The organism is Paenibacillus sp. cl123, assembly GCF_900101595.1.
Taxonomy (GTDB): domain Bacteria; phylum Bacillota; class Bacilli; order Paenibacillales; family NBRC-103111; genus Paenibacillus_G.
Genome location: NZ_FMYY01000001.1, coordinates 327,538 through 341,581, shown reverse-complemented (window position 1 = coordinate 341,581; position 14,044 = coordinate 327,538). Strand labels below are relative to the sequence as shown.

Genomic DNA, 14,044 nt, shown 5'->3' with positions numbered 1-14,044 from the left:
CATCTTTTGTAAACTTTATGTAAATACCAGGCGGCATATCCCGACTTTCTGAGTCTAAGCTCTCAGTTCCGGTTTAACGGGAGCCTGCTTCCGTCAGCAGCGCGTATACGGCGGGCGCTTCCCGGTCGAGACGCACCGGCTTCCAGCTCCGGTTCACCCATACATGCCGCGTGGCGCCCGCGACGAGCAGGTCGTCATCCCGCTTCACTTCATAGGCAAAATGCAGTCGCATCGGGGTCAAGGACTCCAGCCGCGTATATACCGTGACCCGGTCATCGTAGCGGGCCGGCTGCCTGAACTTGAGATCGGCCTCCAGGACCGGCAGCAGCAAGCCCTGGGCTTCCAGCCGTTCGTAGGGGATGCCCAGCTCGCGGATCATTTCCGTCCGGCCGATCTCCAGCCAGGTCAAATAATTGGCATGATATACGACCCCCATCTGATCCGTCTCCTGATAGCGTACCCGAATTTCATAGTTATGCCACATCGCCCGAGTCATCTCCTTACCTCTTGTCGGCAAACAAAAGAGCGAAACCGGTATTCGATTTCGCTCCCTTCTTTCCTATTCAACCCTTACCCTCTTACAATACCCGTGCGCGGCCCGAATAAATCACGCCGACCTCAGGATAAATGGATACTTCCGCTCCGTCCTTCAGGATGGACAGCGCATTTTCTACGCCGACGATAACCGGCTTGCCGAGGCTGATGCCGACGACAGCCGCATGGGAGGTAATGCCGCCGGTCTCGGTAATGACCGCTGCCGCTCTTTCGAAGGCCGGCATATATTCCTTGTCGGTGGTTGGCGTGATGAGAATGCAGCCTTCGGTCGCTTTGGCATTCGCTTCTTCGGCGCTGCGGGCGACGATGACCTTGCCCGTCGCGTTCTGCGTGCCGATGCCTTGTCCTTTGGCGATCATCTCGCCGACCTGATGCACCTTGATCAGGTTCGTCGTTCCGGAGCGGCCTACCGGCACGCCCGCCGTGATGACGACGATATCGCCGAGGCTGACCAGCCCGGTCTTCACGCTGGCATCGACAGCCATCTCAAACAACTGGTCCGTCGACGTACACGACTCGCCTTTGAGCGCCACAACGCCCCAGACGAGGGACAGGCGGCGGAGCACGCTGTCATCCGGCGTAACGGCGATAATCGGCGCCTTCGGACGATATTTGGACACCATCCGTGCCGTATATCCGCTTTCGGTAGCGGTCAGGATCGCGCGTGCATGCAGGTCCAGAGCCGAGTTCGCAACCGCTTGGCTGATCGCCTCGGTCACCGTCGTCTGCTGGGCGTTGCTCTGGCGAATGAAAATCTCGCGGTGCTCCAGCGCGCTCTCCGCACGCTCGGCGATGCGGGCCATCGTCTGGACGGACTCGACCGGATATTTCCCGGCAGCCGTCTCGCCGGACAGCATGACGGCATCCGTGCCGTCGAAGATGGCATTGGCCACGTCGCTCGCTTCCGCACGGGTCGGACGCGGGTTGCGCTGCATGGAGTCGAGCATCATAGTCGCGGTAATAACCGGCTTGCCGGCCTGGTTACATTTCTTGATCATCGCCTTCTGGACGATCGGCACATCCTCGGCCGGAATCTCCACGCCAAGGTCTCCGCGCGCAACCATCAGGCCGTCGGATACTTCCAGAATTTCGTCGAGGTTGTCGACGCCTTCCTGGTTTTCGATCTTGGAGATGATCTGGATATGATTCGCGTTGTGACGCTCCAGAATTTCCCGGATTTCGATAACGTCGCTCGCTTTGCGGACGAACGAAGCGGCGATGAAATCAACGCCCTGTTGAATGCCGAAAATAATATCGTTGGCATCCTTCTCGGTGATGCCCGGCAGGTTGATCTTCACGCCAGGCACGTTCACGCCTTTCTTGCCGCCGAGGAGCCCGCCGTTCTTGATGCGGCAGACGATATCCGTGCCCCGGATGTCTTCAACCGTCAGACCGATCAGACCGTCGTCGATCAGAATCGTCGAGCCGATCCGCACATCCTTGTACAAATCCCGATACGTAATATGGACGCGCTCGGCATCTCCGACGATCTCTTCCGTTGTCAGCGTAATCAGCTGATCCTGGATCAGCTCGACCTTCTGGTCGTCTTTCAGCTTGCCGGTACGAATCTCCGGACCCTTGGTATCGAGCAAAATCGCCACATCGCTGCGGCCCAGCTCCCTGCACGCCTCGCGGACGTTTTTAATCCGGTTGCCATGCTCCTCGAAATCGCCGTGAGAGAAATTGAGGCGGGCGACGTTCATGCCTGCTCCGATCAGTTTCTTGAACATTTCCAGCGATTCGCTCACTGGACCGATAGTACATACAATTTTGGTTCTACGCATGGTTACCCTCCTGGATGGTTGTAAATCTGCCTATTTGTCTAAACTTGCGGTAACGGTCTTCGATGAGCTGCTCCCCGGACATCGCCATCAGCTCCTGCAGATGCTGCCACAGCGTCGTCTTGATCGCTTCTGCCTGCATCGCAATATCCCGATGGGCGCCGCCCTTCGGTTCGGGGATGATGGCATCGATCACGCCTTGCTTCAAAATCTCATCGGCGGTGATCTTCATCGCTTCCGCCGCTTCCATCGACTTGGAAGCATCTTTATAAAGAATCGAAGCCGCGCCTTCCGGACTGATAACCGAATAGATCGAATTCTCAAGCATGAACACGCGATTGCCGACGCCGAGCGCCAACGCGCCGCCGCTGCCGCCCTCGCCGATCACGACGCACAATATCGGCACCCGCATCGCCGCCATCTCCAGCAAATTGCGCGCAATGGCTTCGCCTTGTCCGCGTTCCTCCGCCGCATTGCCCGGATAAGCTCCTTTCGTATCGATGAAGGTCAGGATCGGACGATTGAACTTGTCGGCCTGCTTCATCAGCCGCAGCGCCTTGCGGAAGCCGTCGGGATGGGGGGAGCCGAAGAAACGGGCGATATTTTCCTTGGTGTCTCTGCCCTTCTGATGGCCGATCACCGTAACGGGAATACCGTTGAAACGGGCAATGCCGCCTACAATCGCGAGGTCGTCGCCATATAGACGGTCACCGTGAAGCTCCATGAAATCCGTAAACAAATGCTGGATATAATCCAGCGTCGTCGGCCGCTGCGGATGGCGCGCGACCTGCATTTTCTGCTGGGTGGACATGCTCTCGTAGAGCTCCCCCTCCAGCTGGGCCAGCCGCTGCTCCAGACGTGCAATCTCTTCGGAGAAGTCGATCTGCTTGTCCCGGCTGAACTTGCGCAGCTCCTCAATCTTGGCGCGAAGCTCCGCTAACGGCAGCTCAAAGGGCATTTCATTGGCCATGGACGACTTCCTCCTTTACCGTATGCATGCCGAGCAGCTTGGCCAGCATCCCCCGCAGATCCTTGCGATGGGCAACCATATCCACTTGGCCATGCTTCAGATTGAACTCCGAAGTCTGGAAGTTGTCCGGCAGCTTCTGCCTGATCGTCTGCTCGATGACGCGGCGGCCCGTGAAGCCGAAAGCGGCCCCCGGCTCCGCGATAATATAATCGCCCAGCATCGCGAAGCTTGCCGACACGCCTCCGAAGGTCGGATCGGTGATGACCGAGACGTATAATCCCCCGCGGTCGTTCAGCTTGGCCAAGGCCGCGCTGGTTTTCGCCATCTGCATCAGGCTGAGAATGCTTTCCTGCATGCGCGCGCCGCCCGAGGTCGAGAAGATAATCATCGGATGGCCTGTCTCGATCGCATACTCGATAGCCCGGGTGACTTTCTCCCCGACTACGGAGCCAAGCGAGCCGCCCATAAAATCAAAGCTCATCACGGCCATTACGACAGGATGACCGCCAATGCGCCCTTCGCCGGTGATGACCGCATCCTGCATGCCCGTCGATTCCATCGCCTTCGCGTACTTGCCGGCATAGTCCGGAAAGCCGAGCGGGTCCTCCGAGATCATCTCGCTGTCCAGCTCCGTGAACTCTCCCTCGTCCATCGTCATCTGGATGCGCTCCACTGCGCTCAGCCGATAATGATAATCGCAGGAGGAGCATACCTTCAGGTTCTTGTCCAGCTCTTTATTGTACTGAATCGTCCCGCACTTCGGGCATTTGTTCATCAATCCCTCGGGAATTTCGCGCCTTGGCCTTTCCTCGGGCACGTCGATGCCGCCGTCCAGCGGCTGGCCGGCGACAGGCCTTTCCGTATTGGGGACGGTCGCGTACTTTCTTTTCTTCTGAAACAAGTCTTTAAATTGCACGATCACACCTCGCCTTACTTTGTTGGACTTGTCCGTGCATACCGCAGCTTTTCGTCATCCGAGCATTCAGGATCTATGCAAAATGGTATTCAGCACCTCTTGAACTTCTTCCACTTCGCCTTCGGGAACAAGGATTTCAAACTGATTTTTGGTCATGTTAATAGCCCGAACCTGTACCAGAAAGCCTTCTTCGGTCAACTTCAGCTTGATTCTATCGGCTATTTTCGCCGTAGGTGCGATATAGATCACGGTCCACATGAAAAAAGACCTCCCGAACATAATGGAATAATGATATCATAACTCCACTTTTTCCCGCAACCGAGCTCAGGAGGACTCCGTGTACCAGAAATTCGGCGAAACAACGCGGATTCACTCGAAATCGCAGCGCCAGCTCCTCAGGTTTGCCGGTCCGCCTCATCCTGCTGCCTATGGGCGATGCGCGCGGAAGCCGCGGCCGCCAAGCCTGCAACCAGATCGTCGAGGAACACATGGATCGCATCCGCATGATCGTTCAAATCGCGAATTATGCCGATTTTATTTTTATCCAAATAGCCGAAGCTGGTAAGTCCGATCATTCCGTACACATGTACGATGCCGAGGGCAAGCGTCTCATCCACGCCATACAGCGAAGCGTCCGTCTCCATCAACTGTTGCAGCGGCTGGGGCAGAAGCTTCTGCTCCGCGAGCTCGTCGAGCGCAATCCCTGTGTAGAGCACATACTGCACCTCCCGCTTCTGCAGCACGGTCAGCACACTCTCTTGGCACGCCTCTTTGGACAGAGCCGGATTGTAGGGAGCCTGCAGCTCATAGACGATATCCGCGATCCGCTCCACCGTTACTCCGCGCTTCTCCAGATAAGCCACGATAGGTTGATGCGACATAACAACAACGCCTCCTTCGATTCATTCGTAACACGCGTCACGCTGTTCTCCGGCCGCTTGGCATGCGGCGGGCCGACGATAGCTCGGGTTACTAAATGTATGCGAAGGAGGCTTGTATTATTTCACCTTTACGCTCTGCTTGCCCAGCAGCTCCTCGATCCGCGCGAACAGCTGAGGAGACGGCTTCACGTTAAATTCGCCGCTGAGCGCAAGCGTCTTCTGCGTCCTCTCGTAATAGAGGACGACCTGCAGCGGGCCGCTGTGCCCGGCGATCAGCTCCTTGAGCGCGGCCAGCACCGCCGGCTGCTCCCGGTCTGCGGCGATGCGCACGTAGACGCGCTGGCCCGCCGCAGACGCGGGCCGGGCCGCGTCTGCGGCCGCGCCGCGAGCCTGCGGCGCAGCCGCCGGGCCGCCGGGCTGCCGCCGGGCCGGCCTGGCGGCGGCCTGCTGCGGCGATGCCTTCGGCGGCTGCGCGCCGCGGCTCGGGGCGGCGGCTGCGCCGCCCTGCGGGCCGGAGCCTGCGCCTGCGCCACGCTGCGGCGGCCGGGCGCGGGCATCGCCGGCTCCCGGCACCGGCGGGCCCGCTGGCGCGGCACCGCCCACCGCCGCAGGCTGTGCCCGGCTGCCGGCTGCCGCAGCGGCTTCGGCCGGCGGCCTAGCCTGCCGCATGCCCCGCGCGTAGCCGCTGCCTCCGGCCGCGCGTCCCGCCGGGACCGCCGCGCTCTGCGCGCCGTGCTTCGCTGCCTTCAGCTCAGCCTCCGGATCGCTCAGCGCTATCAGCCGGTCGGCCAGCAGCTTGAACTGCTCGTCGCCATGCTGCAGCTTCGCGACGACCAGCACCGGGTTGCCTTTCTGCACGAGCGGAGCATACGTCTTCCACACCTCGGGGAACAACACCACCTCGGCTTTGCCCACCCGGTCCTCCAGCTCCATGAAAGCCATCGGCTGGCCCTTCTTCGTCACGATCGTCTTGTTCGACACGACAAGCCCCGCCACCAGCACCTCGCTGCCTTCCGCATATTCGGACAGCAGCGCCATCGTGTCCGGCTCCAGCTTCCGCAGCAGCTCCTCGTAGTCGTCCAGCGGACTGCCCGAAATATACAAACCGAGCAGCTCACGCTCCAGCTCCAGCTGCTGCATCAGCGTATAGGGGGAGATGTCGGGATACTCCAGCTCCCAGGTCACCTCTTCATCGAAGCCGTCGAGCACCAGCTGCAGCGCCTCGCGGTCCTTGCGCCACTTGACCGCCGCATCGACGGCCTCCTCGAGCATAGCCAGCTGCTGGGCCCGGTGGCCCGGCAGCGTGCCCAGCGCGCCTCCCTGGACCAGCGATTCCAGCACCCGCTTGTTGCACACGCGCAGGTCCACGCGGCGGCACAGGTCGCTCAGGCTTCCATATGGCCCTTCCCGGCGCCCCTCGATGACCGACTCGATCGCGTGGGTGCCGACGTTCTTGATCGCCGCCAAGCCGAAGCGGATAGCCGGACTGCCGCCGGACAACGTCGGCGTGAACAGAAAGCCGCTTTCGTTCACATCAGGCGGCAGCACCGCGATTCCCATCCTCCGGCATTCGTCCACATACTCCGCCACCTTGTGGTGGCTGCCCATCACGGCTGTCAGCATGGACGCCATAAATTGAACCGGGTAATGCGCCTTCAGATAAGCCGTCTGGAAGGCGAGAACGCCGTAGGCTGCCGCGTGGGCCCGGGGGAAGCCGTAGTCGGCGAAGCGTACGATCATGTCGTACACCCGGTGGGCATCCTGCTCCCCGTAGCCCTGCCTTAAGCTGCCCTGCACAAAATGCTCGCGCTGCTCGTCAAGCACCTCGCGCTTCTTCTTGCTGACGGCCCGTCGCAGCAGATCCGCTTCACCGAGATTAAAGCCCGCCATCCGGGAGGCGATCTGCATGATTTGCTCCTGGTAAACGATGATGCCGTACGTGTCCCGGAGAATCGGCTCGAGGTCCGGATGCGGATACTCGACCTCGGTCTCCCCATGCTTGGAGCTGATATACTTGGGTATGAAATCCATCGGACCCGGCCGGTACAGTGCCAGAACCGAAATCACATCTTCGAAGTGAGACGGCCGCAGCTCCTTGAGCACCCTTCGCATCCCGGCGGACTCCAGCTGGAATACGCCGGTCGTATCGCCTTTGCCGAGCAGCTCGTAGGTCAGAGGATCATCGGTAGAAATCTTAGTCCAATCGATCTCCGTGCCCGTCTGCTCGCTAATCCAGCCGAGCGTCCGCTCGATGATGGACAACGTCCGCAAACCAAGAAAGTCCATCTTCAGCAGACCGATCGATTCCAGATGCTCCATCGTGTATTGCGTAAGCGCCGTCTGCTCGCTGCCCTCCTGCAGCGGCACATACTCCGTCAGCGGCTCGCGGGAGATGATGACGCCCGCCGCATGGGTGGAAGCATGGCGCGGCATGCCCTCGACTTTCATCGCGAAGCGAAGCAGCTCGGCGGTTTTTGGCTGCTTGGCGGAAAGCGCCTGCAGCTCGGGACTGACCCGCAGCGCTTCCTCCAGCGTCATGCCGAGCTGATGGGGAATCATCTTGGCCGCCCGGTCCACCTCCTGGAACGGGACGTTCAGCGCCCGGCCCACATCGCGGACGGCGGCCTTCGCCGCCATCGTGCCGAACGTGATGATCTGCGCCACCCGATCCCGGCCGTACTTGCGGACTACGTAGTCGATGACCTCATCGCGCCGCAGATCGCTGAAGTCGATATCGATATCGGGCATCGTCACCCGCTCCGGATTCAGGAAGCGCTCGAACAGCAGCCGGTACTTGATCGGATCGACATCCGTAATGCTCAGCGTGTACGCGACCAGACTGCCTGCGGACGAGCCGCGGCCAGGTCCGGTCACGATGCCCTGCTCATGGGCGAAGCGGATAAAGTCCCATACGATCAGGAAGTAATCCGAGTAGCCCATCCGCTCGATGACGCCAAGCTCGTAGGACAGCCGCTCTTCCACTTCCGCGCGCCACTGCGTATCCTGCCACTCCAAGCTGCCCGCATACCGGGCCTCCAGCCCTTGCCGGCACAGCTCGGCCAAATAGTCGCCCGCCGTCATCCCCGAGGGAATCGGGTCGAATTGCGGCAGGATCGAGCGGCCGAATTCAAGCTCCACCTGACAAGCATCGGCAATCGCCGCCGCATTCCGGATGGCCTCCGGCACTTGGGCGAACAGCTCGGCCATCTGCTGCTGGCTCTTCAAATACAGCTGCGAGGTGCCGATCTTCAGACGGTCCTCATCCTCCACCGTCTTGCCGGTTCCGATACAGATCAGCACATCCTGCACTTCATGGTCAGGCTCCCGCACGTAATGCACGTCATTGGTCGCAACCATCCGGATGCCCGTCTCCGCGCTGAGGCGAAGCGTCTCCTGAAGCACCTTCTTCTGCTCGGTCATCCCGTGGTCCTGGACCTCCAGATAGAAGTCATCTCCGAAAATATGCCGGTACCTGTGCGCAGCCGCCTTCGCCTCCTCGTAGCGGCCGTGCAGCAGATGCTGGGACACCTCACTCCCCAGGCAGGCGCTGGTGCAGATCAGCCCTTCCGAGTAGCGCTCCAGATGCTCCAGATCGATCCGGGGCTTGTAGTGAAAGCCTTCCAGATGGGCGACCGATACAAGTCTCATCAGGTTCCGGTAGCCGGCCAAATTTTTCGCCAGCAGGATCAGATGATAGATCGGCTGCTCCTGTCTGCTGCCCTTCTGCCGAAGCGATCCCGTCGTGAAATAAACCTCGCAGCCGATGATCGGCTTGATTCCCTTGGCCTTGCACGCTTTGTAGAACGGAATCGCCCCGTACATCACGCCATGATCCGTAAGCGCCAGCGCCTTCATGCCCATGGAAGCCGCCTGTCCGACCAGTTCGTCGATGCGCGCGGCGCCATCAAGAAGACTGTATTCACTATGTACATGCAAATGGACAAAATCGCTCACGCGCCCGACGCCTCCCCGTTCTCTGTCTTCATTCATATATTTTAGCATAATACGAACAAGTGTGCCATATAGATGATAGTAACCGCCCGGCGGCCAAGCTCCTGCTTGGCTCTTCAGACGCCGTCCGAAGAAAGCGGAAAGGTCAATGCCAAGAAAGGGTGTTCGTACGTGGCTGTTTTTCTGTCCAAATGCTTGCTGGATTTCTTCATTGCGTTCGGGGTCGTCTTGGGAGGAACTATGCTGGCGGGCATCTCCTCCGTCATCACGCTCGACCCGCCGGTTCACAGGATGCTGACGGTGGCCGAGCAGATCAAGATATGGGCGATGGTTGCGGCGATCGGCGGCACGATTGACCCGATTCGCGCCATTGAGACGCATTTTCAGGATGGTCATATCTCGCCTGCCATTCAGCAAATTCTGTATATTGTCTGCGCCTTCACCGGCGCCCATATGGGAACGACGCTGATCCAGTGGATATGCCGGGGGGGGAGCGCCGGGTGAGAGTGCCTCCGGAAGGACTCGGCTTCAAGCATCTGCAGGCCATCGGCCTGGTCATCGCCGGGATGGTGATCGGTGCGGCGCTGTTCCTCAGCATCTATAATGCGCGGCTTAATATGATGATCGAGCAGAACCGGGAGCTGCTGACGGAAAACAGCCGGCTGGAAGGCGATGTCGCCAACCTGCGGAAAACAAAAAATCAGCAGACGACGATCAATCTGCTCAATGTGTATATCGACCCGGACGAGCATACGGAAATCGACAAGGTGACGGAGAGCGAGCTCCAGCGCCGCGTGCATGCTCAGCTCAAGCCGGTCGTGGTCGGACGGAAAATATCCGAGTTCGCGGCGATGCCTGACGTTTACGAGCAAATTCTGAAGGAAAAGCCGCTGCTCGGCGTGCTGGACAAAGACTACCTGGTTCTGTCCGTCAGATGGATCGTGCTGACCCAGTCGGAGCTGAAAGTATGGGTAACCGTCAAGGAATGGAAGCGAATTCCGGTTTCCATGGCAGGAGGTTGATTTCCCTGCCGCTTATGGGCTAAAGTGTATACATACATATGAACAACCCAGTTTAAGGATGTGCTCTCATGACGCTGCAAACGATCCAGCTCACCCTCAGCACGCTTATCGTTATCGCCGTCGCCTTCTCCGTCTATTACAGCTTCCGGTACCGCCGGCAGGCCGACCAGACCAAGCGGGGGATCTTGTCCGCCCGGATGAACATAGCGATGGGCGTGATGCTGATCCTCATTGCTTTGACCCAGTTGTTTTTCTTCACAGATTCGGTAACCCGCCGCATATTCGGAACCGTCTGCCTGCTGCTCGGCGTCTGGAATCTGTTCGCGGGCCTGCGCAACCACATGCATTACAGCCGCAAGGCTTAGCCGGACGGCGCCTGCGGCAAAAGCCTGACAGCTTCCTGTCAGGCTTTTGCCGTTCCTCCCAGTTCCTTCACCCTCCCCGCCCACTAAGCCGGCTCGATGACCTGCGCCGTCAGCATCGCCTTCGCGACCAGCGCTCCGTTCAAGTACATCTCCACGTCCAGCTTGCCGAATTTGCGGCTGATCTCGATGATCTTCGGCCGGATCTCCACGATGCTGTCGATCTGCAGCGGCTTCACGAAGTAGGACGACATATTGTCGACTACCAGATCGACTTTCTTCATATCCTGGATGGAATGATAAGCCGCCTGCGTCAACAGCACCGTCAGCACCCCCTCCGACACCGTGCCGAGCCTGCCGGTCATCTGGGGCGTGATCGCCCCCCGGAACAGCAGCTGGCCGGAGGCGTCCTTGTCCTGGGTAAAGCCCGACCAGATCAGATCCTCGAACGTCTCGCCGTGCTGAGGCTGCCGCTGCACATGCTGCATCGCCTTCAGTACGTCCTGCCGGCTGATGACGCCGACGATTTTGCGGCCGGCATCGACGATCGGCAGCAGCTCGATGCCCTCCCATACCATCAGGTGGGCGGCCGAGGCCACCGACGTATTGGCGAGGGCCGTTACCGGGTTGCGCGTCATCAGCTTGTCGATCGTCTGGCTGCCGGAGGCGCCGATCAGATCGCGCGGGGTAATCATGCCGATCACCCGATTCCATTCGTCCACGACAGGGAAACGGCTGTGTCCGGTTTCCTCGTGCAGACGCTTCCAGTCCTCCGTCCCCTGGTGGCTGCGCAGCGTGTACACCTGCATCGGCTGGACGATGATGTCGTCGATCAGCAATATTTTTTTCTTAATCAGCCGGTCGTAGATCGCCCGGTTGATCATGGAAGCTACCGTAAACGTATCGTAGCTGCTCGAGATGATCGGCAGCTTGAGCTGATCGGCGAGCTGCACCACCTCTTCGCTCGTGCCGAAGCCGCCCGTAATCAGCACGCCCGCTCCCTGCTCCAGCGCGCATATATGCGCCTTCGCCCGGTTCCCGACGATCAGCAGGCTGCCCGGGTCGATGTAGCGCATCATCGCATCCTGCTGCATCGCGCCGATGACGAACTTGTGCAGCGTCTTCTCCAGTCCGCTTCTGCCCCCCAGCACATCGCCGTCCACCATATTGACGACCTCGGCGAAGGTAAGCTTGTCCAGCTCATCGCGCAGCTTTTTCTCCACCCGAACCGTCCCGACCCGTTCCTTGGTCGCCACAAGTCCGATAGCATCCGCTTCCTTGATGGCCCGGTAAGCCGTCCCTTCGCTTACGCCGAGCTTCTCGGCGATTTTGCGGACAGAAATTTTGCTGCCGATCTTGAGTCCTTCAATATATTTGATAATCTGCTCATGCTTGGTCGCCGCATCCGGCAATACCGGTCCTGATTGCTGATCCATCTGTTCTACCATCCTCATGTACGCTGTGATAGTTCTGTATTCATGATCATACCATGTCCAGGCGGCCTATTGCATCTGGTTCAGTCAGCCGGCGAGCCATGTTCCCGCTGATACGGGGCGCCAATTTATTTTCCACCCATAACCCCGGACAATCGCGCATAGACATGATAATAGCTCAAACTTCACGGGAGGTGCGTTGACTCATGCCTAATATGCCGTATACCGGGCAGCCGCAGTCCATCTATGAGCTGGATGCGAATGACATGGAAGTTCTGCACAAATGCAAGCAAAAAATTCACTCGATCTGCACGCAGCATCTGCATAAGCCGGTACGCGTACAGACGGTCGACGGCAGCACGCACGAAGGAATCATCGTGCATGTCGATCACACCTTTGTGTATCTGCAGATGCCGGCCAGCCATACGCGCGCTTTTTTCCCTGGCCCGTTTCCGCCGTTCAATCCCTATTACAACAATGTCGTACTGCCTCTCGCTCTGTTTAATCTGCTTGCGATCGCTTTGGTTGCCTGATTCTCCGATCCGTCCCGCCGCGGCGATTCATGCAAAAAACAACCGCGACCAGCCTCCCTTCCCGGAGTCTAGCCGCGGTTGTTTCTCATGGCATTGTGGCTGGCATAGCCGGCCGGGGCCGCCCGACAGCCGGGCCAGCCGCAACGCCGTCTAACGCCTTACCTGCAGCACTCTGCGCTTGCCGGTAACCGCCTGCTGCAGCTGCCAGCGCTTCATCCGCTTGATTCGCAGCAGCTGCCGTTTTTTCTCTTCCTCTACGCCCAGCAGCTCATGCAGATGAGCGGCCACGATAAGCAGCGCAAACGCAATCCAGACGACGCCGAAAATCGTACTTGGATTCGCCCAATCTCCCAGGTCGATCCGGGGCACCGCGAACGCGATCATCCCAAGCGACAATCCCATATACAGGATGTTTTTCCACCCTTTTCCCATGCGTTTATCCTCCTCCGCAGCTTGTACCTTATATATGTATGTGCGGACTGGCGGGAATAGCACTCCGGTTAACCGGACTGGGGATTGGCCCGCGGCGCTTTACGGCGAACCAGCTTCCTCGCGGTACGCTGGTACATATGGACAAGCAGCCACGGAATCCCCAGGGAAAGCGCGAAGCCGGCCAGCGTGTAGGCATGGTACAGCAGCACCGAGCCGCCGTCATAATGATAATGAACCCGGTAATAGGTCAGCAGCGCCGGATGCATCAGATATACCCCGAACGAGACGGAGCCGAGGCTGAACAGCAGGCGGGCCAGCGCCCTGGTCTTCTCCACGATAAGCTGACCGATCCGGATGAGCGTAAGCGCAGCGAGCGCGGCATAGCTGAAAAACAACGCCTGATAAGCATAGGGATGCACCTGCAGCGCAATCCGTCCCTCAGCGAGAAAAATGCCGGCGAAGGCCGCGCCCGCAATTACCGTGGCCGCAAGCACGGGAAGGAAGCTGCGCCGCAGCCAGGCGGTGAAGGAGGCGTAATGAAGTCCGATCCAGCCCCCCAGCGTGAACATGCTGAAATAGGTAAAGCATAACGAAGCGACATGCTCGAACGGCTCGATCCAGTAATGATACGAATAAAAGCCCGCCTGCACGGCCAGGCCAATCCATCCGAGCCACCGGCGGAACCAGCCCCAGCGGCACAGCCACATAAGCGCCGGGAACAGCAAATAAAACTGGATAATAATAACCATAAAATAAAGATGGTACCAGGCGTCGGCCCACGGGAGCAGCTCCCAGAACGCCGCCGCATTGAAGTGCAGCCCGGGTTTCTCGAACATCCATTGGTAATACAGATAATAAAACAGAGACCAGACGACATAGGGAATCAGCACCTGCCTGACCCGTTTGACATAAAACATCAAAGCCTGCTTGCCGTCGAAATCCGACTGATACCTGTAGAACAGGACGATCCCGCTGAGAAGCAGAAATACCGGCACCGCAAAATTGCTAAGTTTGTTGATAAGCACATACATCGTCTGCGAGCCGCCTGGCTGAAGCTCAACCAGAGCGTCGGAGGAGTTATGGATCGCGAGTACGGCAAGTATGGCTACGGCCCGAACGATATCAAGCTCCAGGAGCTTGGGGCGAGGCTTGGTGATCTCTGACAAACCGTTTCAACCTTCTCTCAATCATAATTAGTTATAGATAGT

At 59.0% G+C, this 14,044-nt stretch carries 14 protein-coding genes; 4 read left to right on the top strand and 10 right to left on the bottom strand.

The annotated features are described in order from the left end of the window. Positions 1 to 73: 73 nt before the first annotated feature. From BLR08_RS01490 to BLR08_RS01460, 7 genes are all read right to left on the bottom strand, one after another. The gene (locus tag BLR08_RS01490; protein WP_072330283.1) at positions 74 to 496 is read right to left on the bottom strand and encodes an acyl-CoA thioesterase; all 423 of its coding nucleotides are present in this window, start codon (positions 494 to 496) and stop codon (positions 74 to 76) included. Positions 497 to 578: 82 nt separating this feature from the next. Next, positions 579 to 2,339 (bottom strand): pyruvate kinase, encoded by a 1,761-nt coding sequence (gene pyk / locus BLR08_RS01485; RefSeq protein WP_072330281.1) that lies wholly within the window; start codon positions 2,337 to 2,339, stop codon positions 579 to 581. Further along, entirely contained in the window at positions 2,332 to 3,306 is a 975-nt protein-coding gene (locus tag BLR08_RS01480; protein ID WP_072330279.1) for an acetyl-CoA carboxylase carboxyltransferase subunit alpha, read from the bottom strand. The genes pyk and BLR08_RS01480 overlap by 8 nt, the downstream gene beginning before the upstream one ends. Then, complete coding sequence (accD, locus tag BLR08_RS01475) at positions 3,296 to 4,222, bottom strand: acetyl-CoA carboxylase, carboxyltransferase subunit beta (RefSeq protein WP_072330277.1); 927 nt, start codon at positions 4,220 to 4,222, stop codon at positions 3,296 to 3,298. Before accD ends, BLR08_RS01480 begins: the two co-directional genes overlap by 11 nt. Positions 4,223 to 4,288: 66 nt before the next feature. Beyond that, positions 4,289 to 4,480: a glutamate decarboxylase gene (locus tag BLR08_RS01470; protein WP_072330275.1), complete on the bottom strand. Its 192-nt coding sequence runs from the start codon at positions 4,478 to 4,480 to the stop codon at positions 4,289 to 4,291. A gap of 137 nt (positions 4,481 to 4,617) precedes the next feature. Then, the gene (locus BLR08_RS01465) at positions 4,618 to 5,103 is read right to left on the bottom strand and encodes a phosphatidylglycerophosphatase A family protein (RefSeq protein WP_072330273.1); all 486 of its coding nucleotides are present in this window, start codon (positions 5,101 to 5,103) and stop codon (positions 4,618 to 4,620) included. A 117-nt stretch (positions 5,104 to 5,220) separates the two neighbouring features. Continuing rightward, positions 5,221 to 9,057 carry a DNA polymerase III subunit alpha gene (locus BLR08_RS01460; RefSeq protein WP_072330271.1) on the bottom strand — a complete coding sequence of 1,279 codons (3,837 nt, stop codon included), beginning with the start codon at positions 9,055 to 9,057 and terminating at the stop codon, positions 5,221 to 5,223. A 168-nt stretch (positions 9,058 to 9,225) separates the two neighbouring features. Here BLR08_RS01460 and BLR08_RS01455 point away from each other — a divergent pair, with 168 nt between their 5' ends. The 3 genes from BLR08_RS01455 to BLR08_RS01445 all read left to right on the top strand — a co-directional run bounded on the left by BLR08_RS01455 (position 9,226) and on the right by BLR08_RS01445 (position 10,441). After that, positions 9,226 to 9,558: a YtrH family sporulation protein gene (locus BLR08_RS01455; protein ID WP_072330365.1), complete on the top strand. Its 333-nt coding sequence runs from the start codon at positions 9,226 to 9,228 to the stop codon at positions 9,556 to 9,558. Then, on the top strand, positions 9,555 to 10,076 hold the full coding sequence (locus BLR08_RS01450; RefSeq protein ID WP_072330270.1) for a sporulation membrane protein YtrI: 522 nt from the start codon (positions 9,555 to 9,557) through the stop codon (positions 10,074 to 10,076). Before BLR08_RS01455 ends, BLR08_RS01450 begins: the two co-directional genes overlap by 4 nt. 68 nt (positions 10,077 to 10,144) lie before the next feature. After that, positions 10,145 to 10,441, top strand: a complete 297-nt coding sequence (locus tag BLR08_RS01445) for a YtpI family protein (RefSeq protein ID WP_072330268.1) — start codon at positions 10,145 to 10,147, stop codon at positions 10,439 to 10,441. 83 nt (positions 10,442 to 10,524) lie between these two features. Here the strand turns inward: BLR08_RS01445 and BLR08_RS01440 are convergent, their stop codons facing one another. Beyond that, the gene (locus BLR08_RS01440; protein WP_072330266.1) at positions 10,525 to 11,874 is read right to left on the bottom strand and encodes a DRTGG domain-containing protein; all 1,350 of its coding nucleotides are present in this window, start codon (positions 11,872 to 11,874) and stop codon (positions 10,525 to 10,527) included. Between the two features lie 203 nt (positions 11,875 to 12,077). Between BLR08_RS01440 and BLR08_RS01435 the strand changes: the two genes are divergently transcribed. Further along, positions 12,078 to 12,404 carry an LSm family protein gene (locus BLR08_RS01435; RefSeq protein ID WP_256257593.1) on the top strand — a complete coding sequence of 109 codons (327 nt, stop codon included), beginning with the start codon at positions 12,078 to 12,080 and terminating at the stop codon, positions 12,402 to 12,404. A gap of 150 nt (positions 12,405 to 12,554) precedes the next feature. On the opposite strand, the gene BLR08_RS01430 is transcribed toward BLR08_RS01435, so the two are convergent. Next, the gene (locus BLR08_RS01430) at positions 12,555 to 12,836 is read right to left on the bottom strand and encodes a hypothetical protein (protein ID WP_072330264.1); all 282 of its coding nucleotides are present in this window, start codon (positions 12,834 to 12,836) and stop codon (positions 12,555 to 12,557) included. A gap of 68 nt (positions 12,837 to 12,904) precedes the next feature. Beyond that, the gene (locus tag BLR08_RS01425; protein ID WP_072330262.1) at positions 12,905 to 14,002 is read right to left on the bottom strand and encodes an acyltransferase; all 1,098 of its coding nucleotides are present in this window, start codon (positions 14,000 to 14,002) and stop codon (positions 12,905 to 12,907) included. Between the last annotated feature and the right edge of the window lie 42 nt (positions 14,003 to 14,044).

What these genes read in the sequence shown, in the direction of transcription:
- BLR08_RS01470 (WP_072330275.1), bottom strand. Translation starts at nt 4,480, where the DNA reads ATGTGGACCGTGATCTATATCGCACCTACGGCGAAAATAGCCGATAGA.
- BLR08_RS01430 (WP_072330264.1), bottom strand. Translation starts at nt 12,836, where the DNA reads ATGGGAAAAGGGTGGAAAAACATCCTGTATATGGGATTGTCGCTTGGG.
- BLR08_RS01445 (WP_072330268.1), top strand. Translation starts at nt 10,145, where the DNA reads ATGACGCTGCAAACGATCCAGCTCACCCTCAGCACGCTTATCGTTATC.
- BLR08_RS01480 (WP_072330279.1), bottom strand. Translation starts at nt 3,306, where the DNA reads ATGGCCAATGAAATGCCCTTTGAGCTGCCGTTAGCGGAGCTTCGCGCC.
- BLR08_RS01440 (WP_072330266.1), bottom strand. Translation starts at nt 11,874, where the DNA reads ATGGATCAGCAATCAGGACCGGTATTGCCGGATGCGGCGACCAAGCAT.
- BLR08_RS01490 (WP_072330283.1), bottom strand. Translation starts at nt 496, where the DNA reads ATGACTCGGGCGATGTGGCATAACTATGAAATTCGGGTACGCTATCAG.
- BLR08_RS01435 (WP_256257593.1), top strand. Translation starts at nt 12,078, where the DNA reads ATGCCTAATATGCCGTATACCGGGCAGCCGCAGTCCATCTATGAGCTG.
- BLR08_RS01465 (WP_072330273.1), bottom strand. Translation starts at nt 5,103, where the DNA reads ATGTCGCATCAACCTATCGTGGCTTATCTGGAGAAGCGCGGAGTAACG.
- pyk (WP_072330281.1), bottom strand. Translation starts at nt 2,339, where the DNA reads ATGCGTAGAACCAAAATTGTATGTACTATCGGTCCAGTGAGCGAATCG.